The sequence below is a fragment of the Clostridium sp. SHJSY1 genome, assembly GCF_031626875.1.
In the GTDB taxonomy this organism is placed as follows: Bacteria; Bacillota; Clostridia; order Clostridiales; family Clostridiaceae; genus Clostridium.
On record NZ_JANDMF010000001.1, the window covers coordinates 19,827 to 37,014 of the forward strand.

At 30.2% G+C, this 17,188-nt stretch carries 15 protein-coding genes; 1 reads left to right on the forward strand and 14 read right to left on the reverse strand.

The window, feature by feature from the left end:
- Window positions 1-77: 77 nt before the first annotated feature.
- The 4 genes from NNC19_RS00095 to mtaB form a co-directional block, all read right to left on the reverse strand.
- Window positions 78-530: a GatB/YqeY domain-containing protein gene (locus NNC19_RS00095; RefSeq protein ID WP_310936752.1), complete on the reverse strand. Its 453-nt coding sequence runs from the start codon at window positions 528-530 to the stop codon at window positions 78-80.
- 30 nt (window positions 531-560) lie between these two features.
- Window positions 561-737 carry a 30S ribosomal protein S21 gene (rpsU, locus tag NNC19_RS00100; RefSeq protein WP_008429643.1) on the reverse strand — a complete coding sequence of 59 codons (177 nt, stop codon included), beginning with the start codon at window positions 735-737 and terminating at the stop codon, window positions 561-563.
- Window positions 738-862: 125 nt separating this feature from the next.
- On the reverse strand, window positions 863-1,207 hold the full coding sequence (locus NNC19_RS00105; RefSeq protein ID WP_310936546.1) for a histidine triad nucleotide-binding protein: 345 nt from the start codon (window positions 1,205-1,207) through the stop codon (window positions 863-865).
- A 19-nt stretch (window positions 1,208-1,226) separates the two neighbouring features.
- Window positions 1,227-2,534 carry a tRNA (N(6)-L-threonylcarbamoyladenosine(37)-C(2))-methylthiotransferase MtaB gene (gene mtaB / locus NNC19_RS00110; protein ID WP_310936547.1) on the reverse strand — a complete coding sequence of 436 codons (1,308 nt, stop codon included), beginning with the start codon at window positions 2,532-2,534 and terminating at the stop codon, window positions 1,227-1,229.
- A 293-nt stretch (window positions 2,535-2,827) separates the two neighbouring features.
- On the opposite strand from mtaB, the gene NNC19_RS00115 reads away from it, so the two are divergent.
- The gene (locus NNC19_RS00115) at window positions 2,828-5,713 is read left to right on the forward strand and encodes a YhgE/Pip domain-containing protein (RefSeq protein WP_310936548.1); all 2,886 of its coding nucleotides are present in this window, start codon (window positions 2,828-2,830) and stop codon (window positions 5,711-5,713) included.
- Between the two features lie 93 nt (window positions 5,714-5,806).
- Here NNC19_RS00115 and NNC19_RS00120 read toward each other — a convergent pair whose 3' ends face one another.
- The 10 genes from NNC19_RS00120 to lepA form a co-directional block, all read right to left on the reverse strand.
- The gene (locus NNC19_RS00120; protein WP_310936549.1) at window positions 5,807-6,565 is read right to left on the reverse strand and encodes an RsmE family RNA methyltransferase; all 759 of its coding nucleotides are present in this window, start codon (window positions 6,563-6,565) and stop codon (window positions 5,807-5,809) included.
- Between the two features lie 12 nt (window positions 6,566-6,577).
- On the reverse strand, window positions 6,578-7,519 hold the full coding sequence (prmA, locus tag NNC19_RS00125) for a 50S ribosomal protein L11 methyltransferase (RefSeq protein WP_310936753.1): 942 nt from the start codon (window positions 7,517-7,519) through the stop codon (window positions 6,578-6,580).
- A 212-nt stretch (window positions 7,520-7,731) separates the two neighbouring features.
- The gene (locus NNC19_RS00130) at window positions 7,732-8,373 is read right to left on the reverse strand and encodes a pentapeptide repeat-containing protein (RefSeq protein ID WP_310936550.1); all 642 of its coding nucleotides are present in this window, start codon (window positions 8,371-8,373) and stop codon (window positions 7,732-7,734) included.
- 75 nt (window positions 8,374-8,448) lie between these two features.
- Window positions 8,449-9,573, reverse strand: coding sequence for a molecular chaperone DnaJ (dnaJ, locus tag NNC19_RS00135; RefSeq protein WP_310936551.1), 1,125 nt, complete (start codon window positions 9,571-9,573; stop codon window positions 8,449-8,451).
- A gap of 125 nt (window positions 9,574-9,698) precedes the next feature.
- Entirely contained in the window at window positions 9,699-11,552 is a 1,854-nt protein-coding gene (dnaK, locus tag NNC19_RS00140; RefSeq protein ID WP_310936552.1) for a molecular chaperone DnaK, read from the reverse strand.
- 68 nt (window positions 11,553-11,620) lie between these two features.
- Window positions 11,621-12,232 (reverse strand): nucleotide exchange factor GrpE, encoded by a 612-nt coding sequence (grpE, locus tag NNC19_RS00145; RefSeq protein WP_310936553.1) that lies wholly within the window; start codon window positions 12,230-12,232, stop codon window positions 11,621-11,623.
- A gap of 34 nt (window positions 12,233-12,266) precedes the next feature.
- Window positions 12,267-13,298: a heat-inducible transcriptional repressor HrcA gene (hrcA, locus tag NNC19_RS00150; protein WP_310936554.1), complete on the reverse strand. Its 1,032-nt coding sequence runs from the start codon at window positions 13,296-13,298 to the stop codon at window positions 12,267-12,269.
- A 173-nt stretch (window positions 13,299-13,471) separates the two neighbouring features.
- Window positions 13,472-14,596, reverse strand: a complete 1,125-nt coding sequence (gene hemW, locus NNC19_RS00155) for a radical SAM family heme chaperone HemW (RefSeq protein WP_310936555.1) — start codon at window positions 14,594-14,596, stop codon at window positions 13,472-13,474.
- A 75-nt stretch (window positions 14,597-14,671) separates the two neighbouring features.
- Window positions 14,672-15,112 carry a hypothetical protein gene (locus NNC19_RS00160; RefSeq protein WP_310936556.1) on the reverse strand — a complete coding sequence of 147 codons (441 nt, stop codon included), beginning with the start codon at window positions 15,110-15,112 and terminating at the stop codon, window positions 14,672-14,674.
- 162 nt (window positions 15,113-15,274) lie between these two features.
- Window positions 15,275-17,080: a translation elongation factor 4 gene (gene lepA / locus NNC19_RS00165; protein WP_310936557.1), complete on the reverse strand. Its 1,806-nt coding sequence runs from the start codon at window positions 17,078-17,080 to the stop codon at window positions 15,275-15,277.
- Window positions 17,081-17,188 lie beyond the last annotated feature (108 nt).

A 17,188-nucleotide genomic window follows, 5' to 3' on the forward strand; every position in this document is an offset into this window, starting at 1 on the left:
CCTAATTATTTCTATCATTGTAATTTATGTTTGAATACAAAAAAAAATAACAAAAAGAACTCCTAAGAGTTCTTTTGCTATTTATTAGTTAAATATTCTTTAACGAATTGACTCACAAGTTTGCCGTCAGCTTTGCCTAATGTCTTAGGTCTAACTAAAGCCATAACTTTTCCCATGTCTTTTATGCTACTAGCGCCCGCTTCTATAGCTGATTCTTCTACTATTTTTTTAATTTCTACTTCACTTAACTGCTGAGGAAGGTATTCTAGCAAGATTTCTATTTCAGCTTTATTCTGATCTACCAAATCCTGTCTATTTCCCTTTTCGAATTCAAGCATAGCTTCTCTTCTCTGCTTGACTTCTCTTGCTAATATTTCAATAGTTTCTCCATCTTCAACTTTTCTATTATCAGTTTTTTCAACCAATAATATAGCTGATTTTGCAGTACTTATCACATTAGCTTTAAATTTATCTTTAGATTTCAATGCAGCTTTCCAATCTTCTTGAAGTCTCTCTTTTATTGTTGGCATATCTATACCTTCTTTCAAAAAGAAATTGTTCTACTTGAACTTTCTCTTTCTAGCAGCTTCTGATTTCTTTTTTTTCTTTACGCTTGGCTTTTCGTAATGTTCTCTCTTCCTAACTTCTGAAAGAACTCCAGCTCTAGCACATTTTCTTTTAAATCTTCTTAACGCACTTTCTAGTGTTTCGTTTTCTCCAACTTTTATCTCTGACATTAATTATCCCTCCCTCCGCTAGCTAAAATCTCTAATTCAACTCAGCTACGGGCTTAATAACACACGATATATTATACAATGATTCTCTTACTGATGTCAATAACTCTAATGAATTTATAGTAATTTTAACCTAATGAAAAATTTAATGCTTTTCCACCTAATACATGAAAATGAATATGATGTACTGTTTGACCTCCATCTTTTCCTGTATTATTAATTATTCTATAACCAGTTTTGTCAATTCCTAGTTCACTAACTAGTTTATTAATCGTTAGGAAAATATGTGAAATTATTTCTACATTATCTTCATTTATTGAATTTGCACTTTCAATATGCTCTTTTGGTATTACCAAAAAATGTGTTGGTGCTTCTGGGTTTATATCATAAAAAGCATATACTTTGTCATCTTCATATATTTTCTTGCTAGAAATTTCTCCTTTGATTATTTTGCAAAAAATACAATTTTCCATAAATTCACCCCCTTTAAAGTTATTTTAAATATGTAGCAACCGCATAATCATCAGCAGCTTCTTCTATCTTACAATTTATTATTTGACCTTTTATGTTTTCATCAATTCCATGAACTTCAACTTTTATATAATTTCTAGTATATCCTTCATAGATACCTTGTTTATCTTTAACTTCTTGTTCTATTAATACATCTAAAGTTTTCCCAATATATCTTTTTGTAAACTCCTTTTCATTTTTATTATTTAAATCTATTAAAGCTTTACTTCTTATTTCTTTTTTATTGCCATCTACTTGATTTTCCATATCAGCAGCTTTTGTGCCCTTTCTTGGGCTATATTTAAACACATGTGTTTTAGTAAGTTTAAGTCTAGTTAAAAAGTCATATGTTTCATTAAATTCCTCTTCTGTTTCTCCTGGAAATCCAACTATAACATCAGTAGTAATAGAAACATCTTTAATATTTTCCCTTAGAACATTAACTATATTTTCATATTCCTCTGCACTATATCTTCTATTCATCCTCTTTAATGTAGCATTACATCCACTTTGAAGCGACAAATGAAACTGAGGACATAATTTTTTCATATTCTTAATCTTCCCTACTACTTCTGGTGTAAAGAATGCTGGTTCTATAGATCCTATTCTAACTCTCTCAATACCTTCTAGCTTTTCTATTTGTTCTAAAAGGTCTACAAGTGTTACAGTTCCTTCTAAATCCACTCCATATGAGGCTGTATGAATTCCTGATAATATTATTTCCTTAAAGCCATGTTCACTTAATTTATTAATTTCTTCTATTACCTTTTTAGGATCTTTTGAACAAACAGACCCTCTTGCATATGGTATTAAGCAAAAAGTACAAAATCTATTACATCCATCTTGTATTTTTAAGAATGCCCTAGTTTTATCTTGATATTCTTCAATATTAAGTTCCTCAAACTTATTATTTTTCAAAACGCCATCTACATGAACTTGGACTTCTTTTTCATCTTTTGCCTTATTAACATAGTATACCACATCTCCCTTATTTCTGGTACCCAATACAACATCCACACCATCTATTGCTGAAACTTCTCCAGGAGCCATTTGCGAGTAGCAACCTACCACAGCTATAATAGCATTTTCATTCAACCTTCTAGCTCTTCCTATTATTTGTCTAGATTTTTTATCTCCCATATTTGTTACTGTACAAGTATTTATAACATATACATCAGCTACTTCTGAAAAATCTTTTACTTCATAACCATCTCTAATAAACTTTTCTGCCATAGCTTCTGATTCATATTGATTTACCCTACATCCTAATGTAGCAAATGCAACTTTCATTAAACTTTTCCTCCTAAGTCCATTTTGGACACTATATATAATATCTTCAAAGTATATCATTATTTATTGTTTTATTTCAACATAGTATTTTTTAATTGATATAAAATCATTTATTTTTGATATTAGTTTTAGCGAAACCATTATCCAAATATTGTTTTGCTGCTTAATTTTTAGTATAATACCTGGTATGTATTTCAATAAATGTAACTTTATTTAATTGAAGTTATATTTTAAAACTTACTTCATTTTATACATATATATTCAAATTTTTAATATACGAGGAGACAAGCATAGTGATAAAAAATAGTATAAAAAACGTCTTTAGAATTTACAAAAATGACATGAGAAAAGTAATAAGCAATTGGGTTGCAATAGTTATTTTGTTAGGGCTTTCATTACTTCCATCATTATATGCATGGGTAAATATAGGAGCCTCATGGGATCCTTATAGTAATACAAGTGGGATTAAGGTTGGAATAGTAGATCTGGATAAAGGATCATCAATTAGGGGCAAAACCATTGAAATTGGACAGAATATCGAAAATTCTCTAAAAGGAAATAATAAATTAGGATGGGTATTTTTTGATAACGAAGATTCCGGAAAAGCTGCAGTAGAAGAAGGGAATGTATATGCAACCATAATAATTCCAGAAGATTTTTCCCATGATATCAGTACTGTATTAGATAGTCAACCAGTAAAACCCAAATTAGAATATTATGTTAACGAAAAAATAAATGCTATTGCACCTAAGATGACTGATTCAGGTGTAACAACTATTCAAAAACAAATCACCTCATCTTTTGTAGACACTGCTATAAAGGAAGTTTTTGAAATTTTTAATCAGTTAGGTGTTGAATTAAACAATTATTATCCACAGATAGAAAAATATAAAGTAAAATTATTTGAACTAGATGAAAAATTTCCTACTCTATATGACAAATTTGATAAAATAATTAGCACTGCAAATAATGGTCTTGTTCAATTAGATAGTAAAAATCAAGACGTCAATGATATGCAAGAGGTTTTAGAAGAATTAACAAACTTCATGGATGATATTAACAAAACCTTTTCCACTGCTAACGAAAATGTAACTAATAACGAACCCCAAATAAGAGAAAATATGGCCCTAATTGAATCTATTTTATCAAATACATCAAAGACTACAAAAGAACTAGAAGAAAATACTGTTACAAATAAACCTGAAGTCATAAATGATTTAAATAATTCAATAGATGACCTAAGCCAATTGAAAAATAAATTAGATTCTACAGCTACTAAAATTGAACAAACCGGAATTGATATTTCTGGTGAAATAAAAGAAAAAACTAATTCAATTTCGAATACTATTAAGGATGATGAAGAACTTCTAAAAAAATTAAAAGAAAATATTACAAATGGACAAGCAGATACTAATGCAATTTTGGCCAATTTAATATCAACAAGTGATAGTTTAGCAACTCAAATTAATGATTTAAATGTATTAGTTGACAATTCTTTTGATAGTACAGATAAAACATTAAAAAGCATGGAAACTGTATGTGATAATATAGATAGCATATTAGTGCTATTACCATCACAAACAGACTCAATAAAAACGCAAATAAATAACTTGATTAATACAACACAAAATCAAATAAAAAATCTTCAAGATAAATATCCTAGTGTTCCTCTTGGAGAACTTTCTAAAACATTAGAAAGTATTCAACAGTCTTTAAACAACAGCACAACAGAACAGCAAATTCAAGATTTAATTAAAAATTTGACAAATTTAAATACTCAATCAAAAAAATCTATATCAAATCTTGATAAAGATTTAGAAAAACAAAAAATAGCTATAGATAATAATTTATCACAAATGGCTGAAACAACAAAAACTGTATCAAGAGTTTGTACAAATTTACAAAACACTATAAATTCAAACTTACCAGATATCATTAAAAAACTAGATTCTACTATATCCAATCTAGGAAAAGCAGATACTGAAATTAAAAGTTATAGTGAAACTTTATCTTCCACTATATCTAATGATTCAACCACTATAGGATATGATATAAAAAACATTTCTCCTAAATTAGATGAATTAAAAAATATTCTTACTGATTTAAGAAACAAGGTACAAAATCATGATAACGTAGAACAATTATTAAGTGATCTAAACGAATTAACATTTAATATGGATACATCAATACAAAAGATTATTGCAAATTTAGACGGTAACATATTACCAACAATTGAAAGTTATTTGAAATCCTCTGCAAAATTTGCACTAGATATGAAAAATATCATTTCTGATACAAATAAAGATTTAGACCAATTTAAAAACCTATTAGATTCTATAAAGAAAAATGGAACCATTACTGTAGATGAGTTAAATAATATAAAAAGTAAAGTACCTAATGTTCAAAAAAACTTAGATACTATAACAGAGAAAATAAAAGAATTTGAGAAAACTTCAAGTTTAGAAGATATAATAAACACACTTACAAAAGACGGAAACACAGAAGGAGACTTTATTTCACAACCTGTTGAACTAAACTCCCATAAAATATATCCTATTGCTAATTATGGTTCAGCAATGACACCATTCTACTCAACATTAAGCCTATGGGTAGGTGCATTGATATTAACAGCACTACTTACCACTAAAGCTAAAAATGCTAATTTTGAAGTTACTCCTAAAGAAGAGTTTTTTGGCAAATATTTATTTTTTTCTACCTTTGCTGCTTTGCAAGGTTTAATAGTATGTCTAGGAGATATATTCTTCTTGGGAGTAAAAGCCTCGCAATCAGGTTTGCTTGTATTTTTGGGTGTTTTCTGCAGTTTAGTTTTTTCAATGATAGTTTACTCACTGGTTTCAGTCTTTGGAAATGTTGGAAAAGCTACTGGTGTTGTGTTTATGGTAATACAGTTAGCTGGTTCAGGGGGAACCTTCCCAATCGAAGTAACCCCAAATTTTTTTCAAATAGTATATTCCCTTTTACCATTTACTTATGCTATAAGTGCTATGAGAGAAGCTATTGGCGGAGTTGTATTTAGCACCTTATTAAAGGATTTTGGAGTTCTTATAGGATATTTTTTATTATTTATGATTATTGGCATAACACTAAAAAAATGGGTAAACAAAATATTAAATGTTCTTAATCATAAACTTGGTGAATCAGGTGTTGTAGAACACTAATTATTCTAAGAAAGAAATTCTATGAAAAAAAACAGTCTTCTATAATAAAAGTCATTATAGAGGACTGTTTTTTAATATTTTCCATGCAATTTATTAATTTATCCCACCTAAGTCGCCTAATTCATATTGTACCAAAGCTGTAGCTGTAAATCCTGCTGTTTCAGTTCTTAATATTCTACTACCAAGTGTTATTATATAAGCTCCTTGATTTTTTAGTTCATTTATTTCTTCTTCTTCAAATCCACCTTCAGGACCTACCATTATTCCAATCTTTTTTATATTTTTTAATTTATCTTCTTTTAGATTTGATATAAGTGATTTGATTCCAAAATTTTCTGCATTTTCATATGGTACTAAAAACAAATCTAATGTCTTTAATTTTTCCAATGCCATTCGAAATGTAATAGGATCAGAAACCTTAGGAACTAAACTTCTTTTACTTTGCTTAGCAGCCTCTAAAGCTATTCTATTCAATCTATCAAGCTTTTTAAAATCACCCTTCAACTTAACATCAACTCTCTCAGTTATAGTTGGAATAAATTCTGTTATTCCAAGTTCTGTTCCCTTTTGAACTATCAAATCCATTTTTTGAGCTTTTGGCAAGCCTTGAAATAAATACACTTCTATAGGACTTTCATTGTTAATCTCAATTTTTTCTATTATCTTAACAATAACTTCTGTCTTTGAAACAGCTGAAATTTCACCTAAATATTCTATACCATTACAATTATTCAAAATTATCTTTTCACCCTCTGATAACCTTAAAACTTTATAAATATGCTTTACATCATCACCAATTATTTTGCCTTGGTCTGTACTAATATTTTCTGATGGTGTGAAAAACTTATGCATACCACTTCCTCCTTATTTAAGTTTCGCCACAATGCAATTCCATTCTCCATCTTTATTAACTGCTAAAACTTCAAATCCACATTCTTCTAACTTCTTAGTTACCATTTCAACTCTATCATGAATTATTCCCGATGATATAAAGTATCCACCTTCTATAAGAACTCTACTAACATCTTCTGTTAATATACATACTATTTCCGCTAATATATTTGCAACAACTATATCAGCTTTTCCATCTATTACTTCTATTAAATTTCCATGTAATATTTCTATATTATTTAAGTTATTATACCCTACATTTTCTATTGCTGATTCTACTGCAACTGGATCTAAATCTACACCAATTGCTTTTTTAGCCCCAAGCTTTGCAGCTGCTATAGCTAATATTCCTGAGCCACAACCTACATCTATTACTGTGCTATCTTTTTCTACATATTTCTCTAGTGACTGGATACACATTTTTGTGGTTTCATGATCTCCTGTACCAAATGCCATACCAGGGTCAAGTTCTACAACAAGATCTCCTTCTTTTTCTTCATATTCTTCCCAAATAGGCTTAACTATAATCTTTTCACCTATTTTAGCTGGCTTATAATATTTTTTCCAAGTATTAGCCCAATCTTCTTCAAACATTTCTTCAGATTCTACTAATCCTTTTCCAATATCTATCCCTAAAGCTTTTATTTCTTCAACTTTTTCTTTTATGTAAGATAATATCTCTTCTATATTATCTTCTTCAGAGAAATATCCTTTAACTACAGCTACTTCCCCCTTATGTTCTAAAACATTTATATCTGCAAAATCCCAAGTTAAAGGACCTTGTTCTCTACCTAATATATCTTCTGGATCCTCGATAGCTACTCCCTTACAGTCAAGGCTATAAAATATACCTGAAATAGGTTCTAAGGCCTCACTCTTAGTAATAACTCTAATTTCTATCCATTTTCCTTCCAAAAAAATCACATTCCTCTCTTCACTTTCTTGACTAATATATAATTTTACACTTCTGAAAAGTATTGTGTCAATATAATGCCACTTTTTTCAGCATATTCTTCACCATATATATGGTGAAGAATATTGAAAACAATTTTTCAGAAAAATTAAAGAATAACCATAAAAATAAATGTAATTACTATGGAATTTATTTTTATAGTTCTTATAGTTTCCTATTTGACTATAACTCCTAAAAGTCCTACAATTTCCATTGCTTGAGATGGAGAAATTATGGCTCCTTTTAGTTCTTTTCCAGTTAAATTTAAAGCTGATATTTCTGAATCCCTAAAGTCTATTCCTTTAAGTTCTGTATTCATAAAATCAGCCTCATTTAGTTTACACTGTTTAAAATCTATATTTTTAAATTTACTTTCTAGAAAAGTAGTTCCTTCTAAGTTACAATTATAAAAAGCAACATCTTTAATTTTGCAGTAAGCAATATCACCATATCTCAAAATCGATTCATGAAATAGAACATTTTGTATGTTACTTTCTCCAAAATTACTACCAGTAAGCTTACAATTATTAAATTCTACCCTATGAATACTTCCATTTGAGAAGTCAATATTAGACAAATCGCAATTTTCAAATTTGACATCTAATAAATCTACATCCTTAAAAATACAATTACTAAAAACTACATTTTTAAAATATGATCCTCTCACTTCTATTCGTTCTTCTACATCTTCCACTAAGTCGCCACTTATAATGCTATTTATTAACTCCCTTTCATTGGTTAAAACTTCATTTATATCTCCACTAATTACCATTAATTCTCTACTCAAATTGGGTTTATCTATTTTAACATTTCCCACTTGCAAAACCTCCAAATTATTGAATTATGTAAAAAACTATCCTAAAGATATTACATCCCTAGGATAGTTTTAATTCTATTTACGAAAAAAACCCTTTTTATGCTTTTCTTCTTTAGGAACTTCTTCTCCAGAAGCTTCCATAAACGCCTTTAAAGCTTCTTTTTGCTTTTCATTAAGATTCTTAGGAATATCAACTATAACTTTAACATATTGATCTCCTCTTCCACTAGAATTTACTCTTGGAACTCCTTTACCTTTTAATCTAAATAAAGTTCCTGATTGAGTTCCTTCTGGAATAGCATATTTAACATCACCATCTACTGTTGGTACCTTTATTTCTGTACCTAAAGTAGCACTTCCCATAGAAATATGAGCATCAACGTAAATATCATTTCCCTTTCTAGTGAATTTCTTAGAAGGAGCAACCTTTAGTCTTATATATAAATCTCCTGGTGAACCACCATTTTCTCCATGTTCACCTTGCCCTCTTAGAGGCATTACATTACCAGTGTCAACTCCTGCTGGAATATTAACAGTAATCTTTCTATTCTTTCTAGCCTTACCTTTTCCTCTACAATCATGACAAGGCTTTTCAACTATCTTACCTGTACCACCACATCTATCACAAGCTGATGTACTTACAAAGTTTCCAAGAGGAGTTTGCCTTTGCACCCTAACTTGGCCTGAGCCTCCACAATGTGAACATGTAGTTGGACTAGTTCCAGGTTCAGCCCCACTTCCATGACAAGTTTCACAAGATTCGCTTCTAGTAATAGATATTTCCTTTTTAGCACCAAATATAGCTTCTTCAAAAGTCAGATTTAGACTATATTCAAGGTCATTTCCTCTTTTAGGACCATTTCTTCTTTGTGAACCACCGCCACCACCAAAGAAAGTATCAAAAATATCTCCAAAGCCTCCCATATCTGAGAAATCAAAGCCACCAAAGCCTCCCCCTGAACCAAAGCCACCACCATTAAAATCAGCTGTACCGAACTGATCATAATGAGATTTCTTTTCAGGATCTGAAAGCACTTGATAAGCTTCATTAATTTCTTTAAACTTAGCTTCTGCTTCTGCATTTCCTTGATTCTTGTCAGGATGGTACTTTATAGCTTGTTTTCTAAAGGCTCTTTTTATTTCATCATCACTAGCACCTTTTTGTAGCCCTAGGATTTCATAATAGTCTTTATTTGCCATCTATTTATTCCACCACCTAGTATTTATATTGCTATTCATATTAAGATTTTTACTTAACAAAAGGGAAGACGACTTATTTTCTGCCTTCCCTCTTGTATTATATAAGATTAGCCTATTTCTGACAACTACTTATCTTCGTCAACCTTGAAATCTGCATCTACTACATTTTCATCCTTTGGTGCTGCTCCTTGGTTTGCTCCACCCATGTTGTTTGGATCAAATCCTTGAGCTCCTGGTTGTGCCCCAGCATCAGCATATAATTTTGAAGATATTGCATAGAATTCTTGATTTAACTCATCAACAGCCTTCTTAATAGCTTCTAAATCTTCTCCATCCTTAATCTTCTTAACTTCTTCAAGTTTAGCTTCTACCTTAGCCTTATCTTCAGCACTTACCTTGTCTCCAAGTTCACCTAAAGTCTTTTCTGTTTGGTATATAACTTGTTCTGCATTGTTATGAACTTCTATTTTTTCTTTTCTCTTCTTATCTTCTTCAGCAAACTTTTCAGCTTCCTTAACAGCATTCTCTACTTCACTGTCACTTAAATTAGTTGAAGCAGTTATTGTTATATTAGCTTCCTTACCAGTTCCTTTATCCATAGCTGATACTTTAACAATACCATTAGCATCTATATCAAATGTAACTTCGATTTGAGGAATTCCTCTTGGTGCTGGTGCTATTCCTGATAATGTGAATTGACCTAATGTTTTATTATCAGCAGCCATTTGTCTTTCACCTTGAACTACATGGATTTCAACTGAAGTTTGACCATCAGCAGCAGTTGAGAATACTTGACTCTTCTTAGCTGGTATAGTTGTATTTCTTTCTATTAAAGGTGTAGCAACCCCACCTAAAGTTTCAATACCTAGTGTTAATGGAGTAACATCTAATAATAATACATCCTTAACTTCTCCAGTTAACACACCTGCTTGAATAGCTGCACCTATTGCAACACACTCATCTGGATTAACTCCCTTTGAAGGATCTTTTCCTGTAAAGTTCTTAACAGCATCTTGAACAGCTGGAATTCTTGTTGATCCACCAACTAAAATAACTTTATCTACTTGCCCAATTGAAAGTCCAGCATCAGATAATGCTTTCTTCATTGGTTCTACAGATCTTTGAACTAAGTCATGAGTTAATTCATTAAATTTAGCTCTAGTTAAATTCATATCTATGTGCTTTGGACCAGTAGCATCTGCTGTGATAAATGGTAAGTTAATATTTGTTTGAGTTGATGAAGATAATTCTATCTTAGCTTTTTCAGCTGCTTCTTTTAATCTTTGAAGAGCCATCTTATCATTTCTTAAATCTATTCCATTTTCAGCCTTAAATGTTTCAGCTATATAGTCCATGATCTTATTATCAAAATCATCTCCACCTAATTTAGTATCACCATTTGTTGATAGTACTTCAAATACTCCATCACCAAGTTCAAGTATAGATACATCGAAAGTACCACCACCTAGATCGTATACTAAAATCTTTTCACTGTGATCAGTCTTATCTAACCCATATGCAAGCGATGCAGCTGTTGGTTCGTTTATTATTCTTAACACTTCAAGTCCTGCTATCTTACCAGCATCCTTTGTTGCTTGTCTTTCAGCATCATTAAAGTAAGCTGGAACAGTAATAACTGCTTGAGTAACTGTTTCTCCTAAATATGCTTCTGCATCAGCCTTAATCTTTTGAAGAATCATTGCTGATATTTCTTGAGGTGAATAGTCCTTACCTTCAATATTTGTTTTATGGTTAGTACCCATTTCTCTCTTTATTGATATTATTGTTTTATCTGGATTTGTTATCGCTTGTCTTTTAGCAACTTGCCCAACTAATCTTTCTCCATTAGCTTGGAAAGAAACTACTGAAGGAGTAGTTCTAGCCCCTTCTGAGTTGGCTATTACAACTGGTTCTCCACCTTCCATAACTGCTACACATGAATTTGTTGTACCTAAATCAATTCCTATAATTTTTCCCATAATTTATTTTCCTCCTTAAAATAGATTTCTCTATCACTTATTCATTTTTATATATAAATTTAAATTAATTAATTTGCAACTTTAACAACTGAATGTCTAATTACCTTATCTCCTCTTTTATACCCTTTCATAAAAACTTCTGCTATAGAGTTTTTATCAAAGTTTTCATCTTCTATATGCATTACTGCTTGATGTAAATTTGGATCAAATTCTCCTGAAGCATCAATTTCTTCTACTCCTAATTTTTCAAAAGATCCTTCTAATCCCTTTATAGTCATTTCTATGCCTTTTTTAAGGTCTTCTACACTACCATCAGCCTGAACAGCTCTTTCTAAATTATCTATAACAGGAAGTACTTCTTTAATTACATCTGCACATGCATCTGTATATATTCCTTCCTTTTCTTTAACTGTTCTTTTTCTATAATTTTCATATTCTGCTGTAACCCTTAAAAGTCTATCCTTTAGAGTTTCAACTTCGTTAGTTAGCTTTTGAACTTGATCTTTATTCTTTCTAAGCATATCTAATTCGTCCTCTTTATCTTCCTTTGAATCATTTTTAATTTCTTCTTCAGTCAAGATTTCTTCTGGATTTACTTCTAAAGTATCATCATTCTCATCTATTACTTGATTAACTTCTTTATTTTCTTCTAGAATTTCTTCCTTCTTATTTCCCTCCATAATCAATGCTACACCTCACCTCATTATAATTTTGTCACTCTAATCCTTGACCTCTTAATGCGTCATTCAGCTCTTTCATAACCTGAGCCATTATAGCTATTACCCTAGAATAATTAATTCTTCTAGGTCCTATTAACCCTATTGTTCCAATTGGTCTGTCACCTAATGAGTATTCTGCTGAAATTACGCTACAATTTTTAGCTTCAGGTATATAATTTTCATCACCAATCTTTATTGTCAAATCACCTTTTGGGGCAATAAGTTCAACTACATAATCTTTATTGTATAACAGATTTAATATTTCTTTTGCGTTATTAATATCGTTATACTCAGGATAGTTAAATATATTAGTAGTTCCTTCCATGAATATTTCAGAAGAATTATCTTCTTTTAAAGTTTCATATAATGCTGGAACAATTGCATTAAACAAATCATCATATCCCTTTAAATCACACTTTAAGTTATTAATTACTTCAAGATTTATCTCTTGAATTGTAAGGTTTGAAAGACGTCTATTAATTACTCTATTTATTTCTTGTAATTCCTCTACTGAAGGTATCTTTTTCATCCTTATTCTGTGATTTTTAATAACTCCATTATCTGTAACTATTACGGAAATCAAATTATGCTCATCTACCATAAGTAATTGTACTGATTTTATATAACTTCTCATTACAGATGGTGTTTGAACTACACAAGTTAAATTAGTTAGTTCTGAAAGCAATGTACTTGCTTGTTTAACAATTTTATCAACTTCTAGCATGGCACTATCTATAATATATTTTTTGATTTGCAACTCTTCTTCCACTGATAGCATGGATTTTTGCATTAAATTATCTACATATAATCTATAGCCTTTACTTGAAGGTATTCTGCCTGCTGAAGTATGAGGTTGCTCTAGATATCCCATATCCTCCAAATCAGACATTTCATTTCTTATAGTTGCAGATCCAACACCTAAATCATACTTTTTAGCTATTGTTCTTGAACCAACAGGTTCTCCAGTGTTAATATAGTCATTAATTATAGCTTCAAGGATCCTTATCTTTCTTCCATCAATAGCCATACCCTCACCTCTTTTTGTTAGCACTCACTATAATCGAGTGCTAATGACTATGTAATAAATATATTATTTCTTTTTTTTTTTGTCAATTATCAATATTTTCAGCTTTCTTTTATAAAAGCCAATTTCAACTAATTAAATTACTTTTCCTTCTCTTTACTTCTTTTTTCACCTTTTTACAATATCATATCACTCATAACTAGATTAGATACTTCAATGCCCAAACTAGTTAAATATATTTTTCCACCTTCTCTAATTAATAAACCTAATTTAATATTCTTATCTATAACTTTTTTGTATAGTGAATCGATTTCCACTCCAAACCTTCCAAGAAATTCATTCTCATCAATACCTTTAATCATCCTTAATCCCATAAACATGAATTCCTCTATATTGTCTTCTAAAGTATTTTCATATTCTTCTTCTATTACTGATTCATTTCTATTTATCCTTTTTATATATTCAGAAATACTATCAATATTTTTTATTCTTTTATTATTCACAAATGAACTTGATGATACTCCCACCCCTATATATTCTTTACACTGCCAGTAAACTTCATTATGAATACATTCTTTTTTTTCTTTTGCAAAATTAGATATTTCATATTGATAATATCCATTTGCTATCAACATTTCTTTTCCTGTTTTATACATATCCCTTTCTTCATCTTCTGATGGAAGAGATAATTCACCTTCTTCATACAACTTATTAAATGCTGTACCTTCTTCTATAATTAAACTATAACTTGAAACATGTTCTGGCTCTAAATTAATTATTTCTTCTAAACTACTAAGCCAATCATTTATATCTTGTTCTGGTAATCCAAACATCATATCCACATTTATATTCTTAAAACCAATTTCTCTAGCTAGATAATAATTATCTTTAAATTCTTCATAACTATGAATTCTTCCTATCTTTTTTAGCAATTTATTTTTTGTGGTTTGTAATCCAAAACTTAATCTATTAATTCCACCTAATTTTATTATTTCAAGCTTCTTCCTATTTACTGTACCAGGATTACACTCCATAGATTTTTCAGCATTTTTATTAAATTTTAAATTGCATATAACATCCATCAATTTTTTTAATGATTCTTCATCCAAATACGATGGAGTACCACCTCCTATAAATAAACTTTTTATAATATATCCTCTGCATTTTTCTTGAATTTCTTTGCATAATGCATCTATATAACCTTTCATTAAATTATCTTTGCATGCATAAGATGGAAAATCACAATAAAAACATTTTTGCTTGCAAAAAGGGATATGTATGTATAATGCTACTTCCTTCATAAAAATCTCCATTCTCAACTTTTTTTAATTTACACAAAAAAAGAGGAGATTAAAATCCCCTCTAAATTTACAAATTTATGATAACAATAATTCGGCTTCTTCTTTTAATAATTGTATTTTACTTTCTGCCTCTACAACTGAAAAATCATATACTTCTTTAAAGTTATAGAAATAGTTTGCAAAAGCAATCTTTTTAGCTCTTCTAATATCTAAATTTACAGCTATTTCATCTAAGAAATCAACTTCTTTTTCTCCATACTCACCATCTACTAGTGCTAATCCTACAAGTTCAAAATAAACTATTGACTTTGTTCTATTAGAAGAATTTTTCAATTCTTTCATTATATCTTCAAGTTCCATTGAATTTATTGAATTTTTATCTAGATTTAATTCTTCTAAGTAATCTTCAATTAATTCTTTTTCTTCTTTAGCAAATACTTCATCAATATTTGCAAATTTATTAACTAAATTAATAAACGCTTTTGCTTCATTTTCTTTTAATTCATTTAAAAACATAATATCCCCCTGTTATTCAATATACAATTTTTCTATGATTCTTAAGGTAATTATAACTTATTTCAAGCAAAATATTTCTTAAATAAATCTTAAATAACACTCTAAATTAACATTTTTACAAAACCATTACCTTGATTTTCCCATTGTTCCTTATGCTTCAAATTAATCAACCTTTAGTACTGCCATAAATGCTTCTTGTGGAACCTCTACAGATCCAACTTGTCTCATTCTCTTTTTACCTTCTTTTTGCTTCTCTAAAAGTTTCTTCTTTCTAGAAATATCTCCACCATAACACTTAGCAAGTACGTCTTTTCTCATAGCTTTAACAGTTTCTCTAGCTATAACCTTTGCTCCTACTGCAGCCTGTATTGGAACTTCAAACATTTGTCTTGGTATGATTTCTTTAAGCTTTTCAGCTATTCCTCTACCTTTATGATAAGCTCTTTCTTTTGGTACTATCATAGACAATGCATCCACTATATCCCCATTTAATAGTATATCAAGTTTAACTAACTCTGTTTTTACATATCCCTTAAACTCATAATCCAAAGATGCATACCCTCTAGTTCTTGATTTTAAAGTATCAAAGAAATCATAAACTATTTCATTTAAAGGTATATCATAATTTATAACAGCTCTTGTCTCCTCCATATATTGCATGTCAATATATGTACCTCTTCTCTCTTGACATAGTTCCATTACAGCACCTACATATTCTGTTGGAGCTATAATAGAAGCTTTAACTACTGGTTCTTCCATATAATCAATTTCTGTTGCAGCCGGAAGGTTTGTAGGGTTTGTAATATCAAACTTCTCTCCATCAGTCTTTGCAACCTTATATATAACTGATGGTGCAGTTGTAATAATATCTAAGTTAAATTCTCTTTCTATTCTTTCTTGAATTATTTCCATATGTAATAATCCAAGGAATCCACACCTAAATCCAAATCCTAATGCAACTGATGTTTCTGGTTCAAAGTTTAGTGCAGCATCATTAATTTGTAACTTTTCAAGTGCTTCTTTAAGTTCATCATATTTTGCTCCATCTACAGGATATATTCCTGAATAAACCATAGGTACGGCTGGCTTATATCCTGGAAGTGCCTTTTTTGTAGGCCTATCTGCTTCTGTTATGGTATCTCCAACTCTAGCATCTCTTACATTCTTAATCGAACCTGTTACATATCCAACATCTCCAGCACTTAGTTCAGAAATTGGCATTAACTTTGGAGTAAATACTCCAACTTCAACTACTTCATACACCTTATTTGTTGCCATTAATTTTATCTTTGTTCCAGGCTTAACTTTTCCATCCTTTATTCTTACATAACATACAACTCCCTTGTAGCTATCATAATAAGAATCGAAGATTAATGCCTTTAATGGAGCTTCCTCATCTCCCTCTGGAGGTGGAAGTCTATCAACTATTTCTTCTAATACATCTGGTATATTCAATCCTGTTTTTGCTGATATCATAGGTGCACTCTCTGCTTCAATTCCTATAACATCTTCTATTTCTTTCTTTACTTCAACCGCTCTTTGAGAAGGTAAATCAATCTTATTAATAACAGGAGCAATTTCCAAATCATTATCTAAAGCCAAATAACAATTTGCTAGAGTTTGTGCCTGAATACCTTGAGTGGCATCTACTACAAGCAATGCACCTTCACAAGCTGCCAAACTTCTTGAAACTTCATATGTAAAATCCACATGTCCTGGAGTATCTATAAGATTTAGAATGTATTCTTCTCCATTTTCTCTCTTATAAACAAGCCTTGCCGCTTGTGATTTTATAGTTATTCCTCTTTCTCTTTCAAGTTCCATATTATCTAAAACTTGTGCTTCCATCTCTCTTTGTGTTAATGTTCCTGTTGCTTCTAATAATCTATCTGCTAACGTAGACTTACCATGATCAATATGGGCAACTATTGAAAAGTTTCTTATGTATTGCTTTCTATCATTATTCATATATTAAAGCTGTTTTTCTATTAACAGCTAATTCACCCCCATTATATTAAATCAGCTAAATTATAACACAAACCACTGACCTACTGTCAACAAAAACACATACTTATT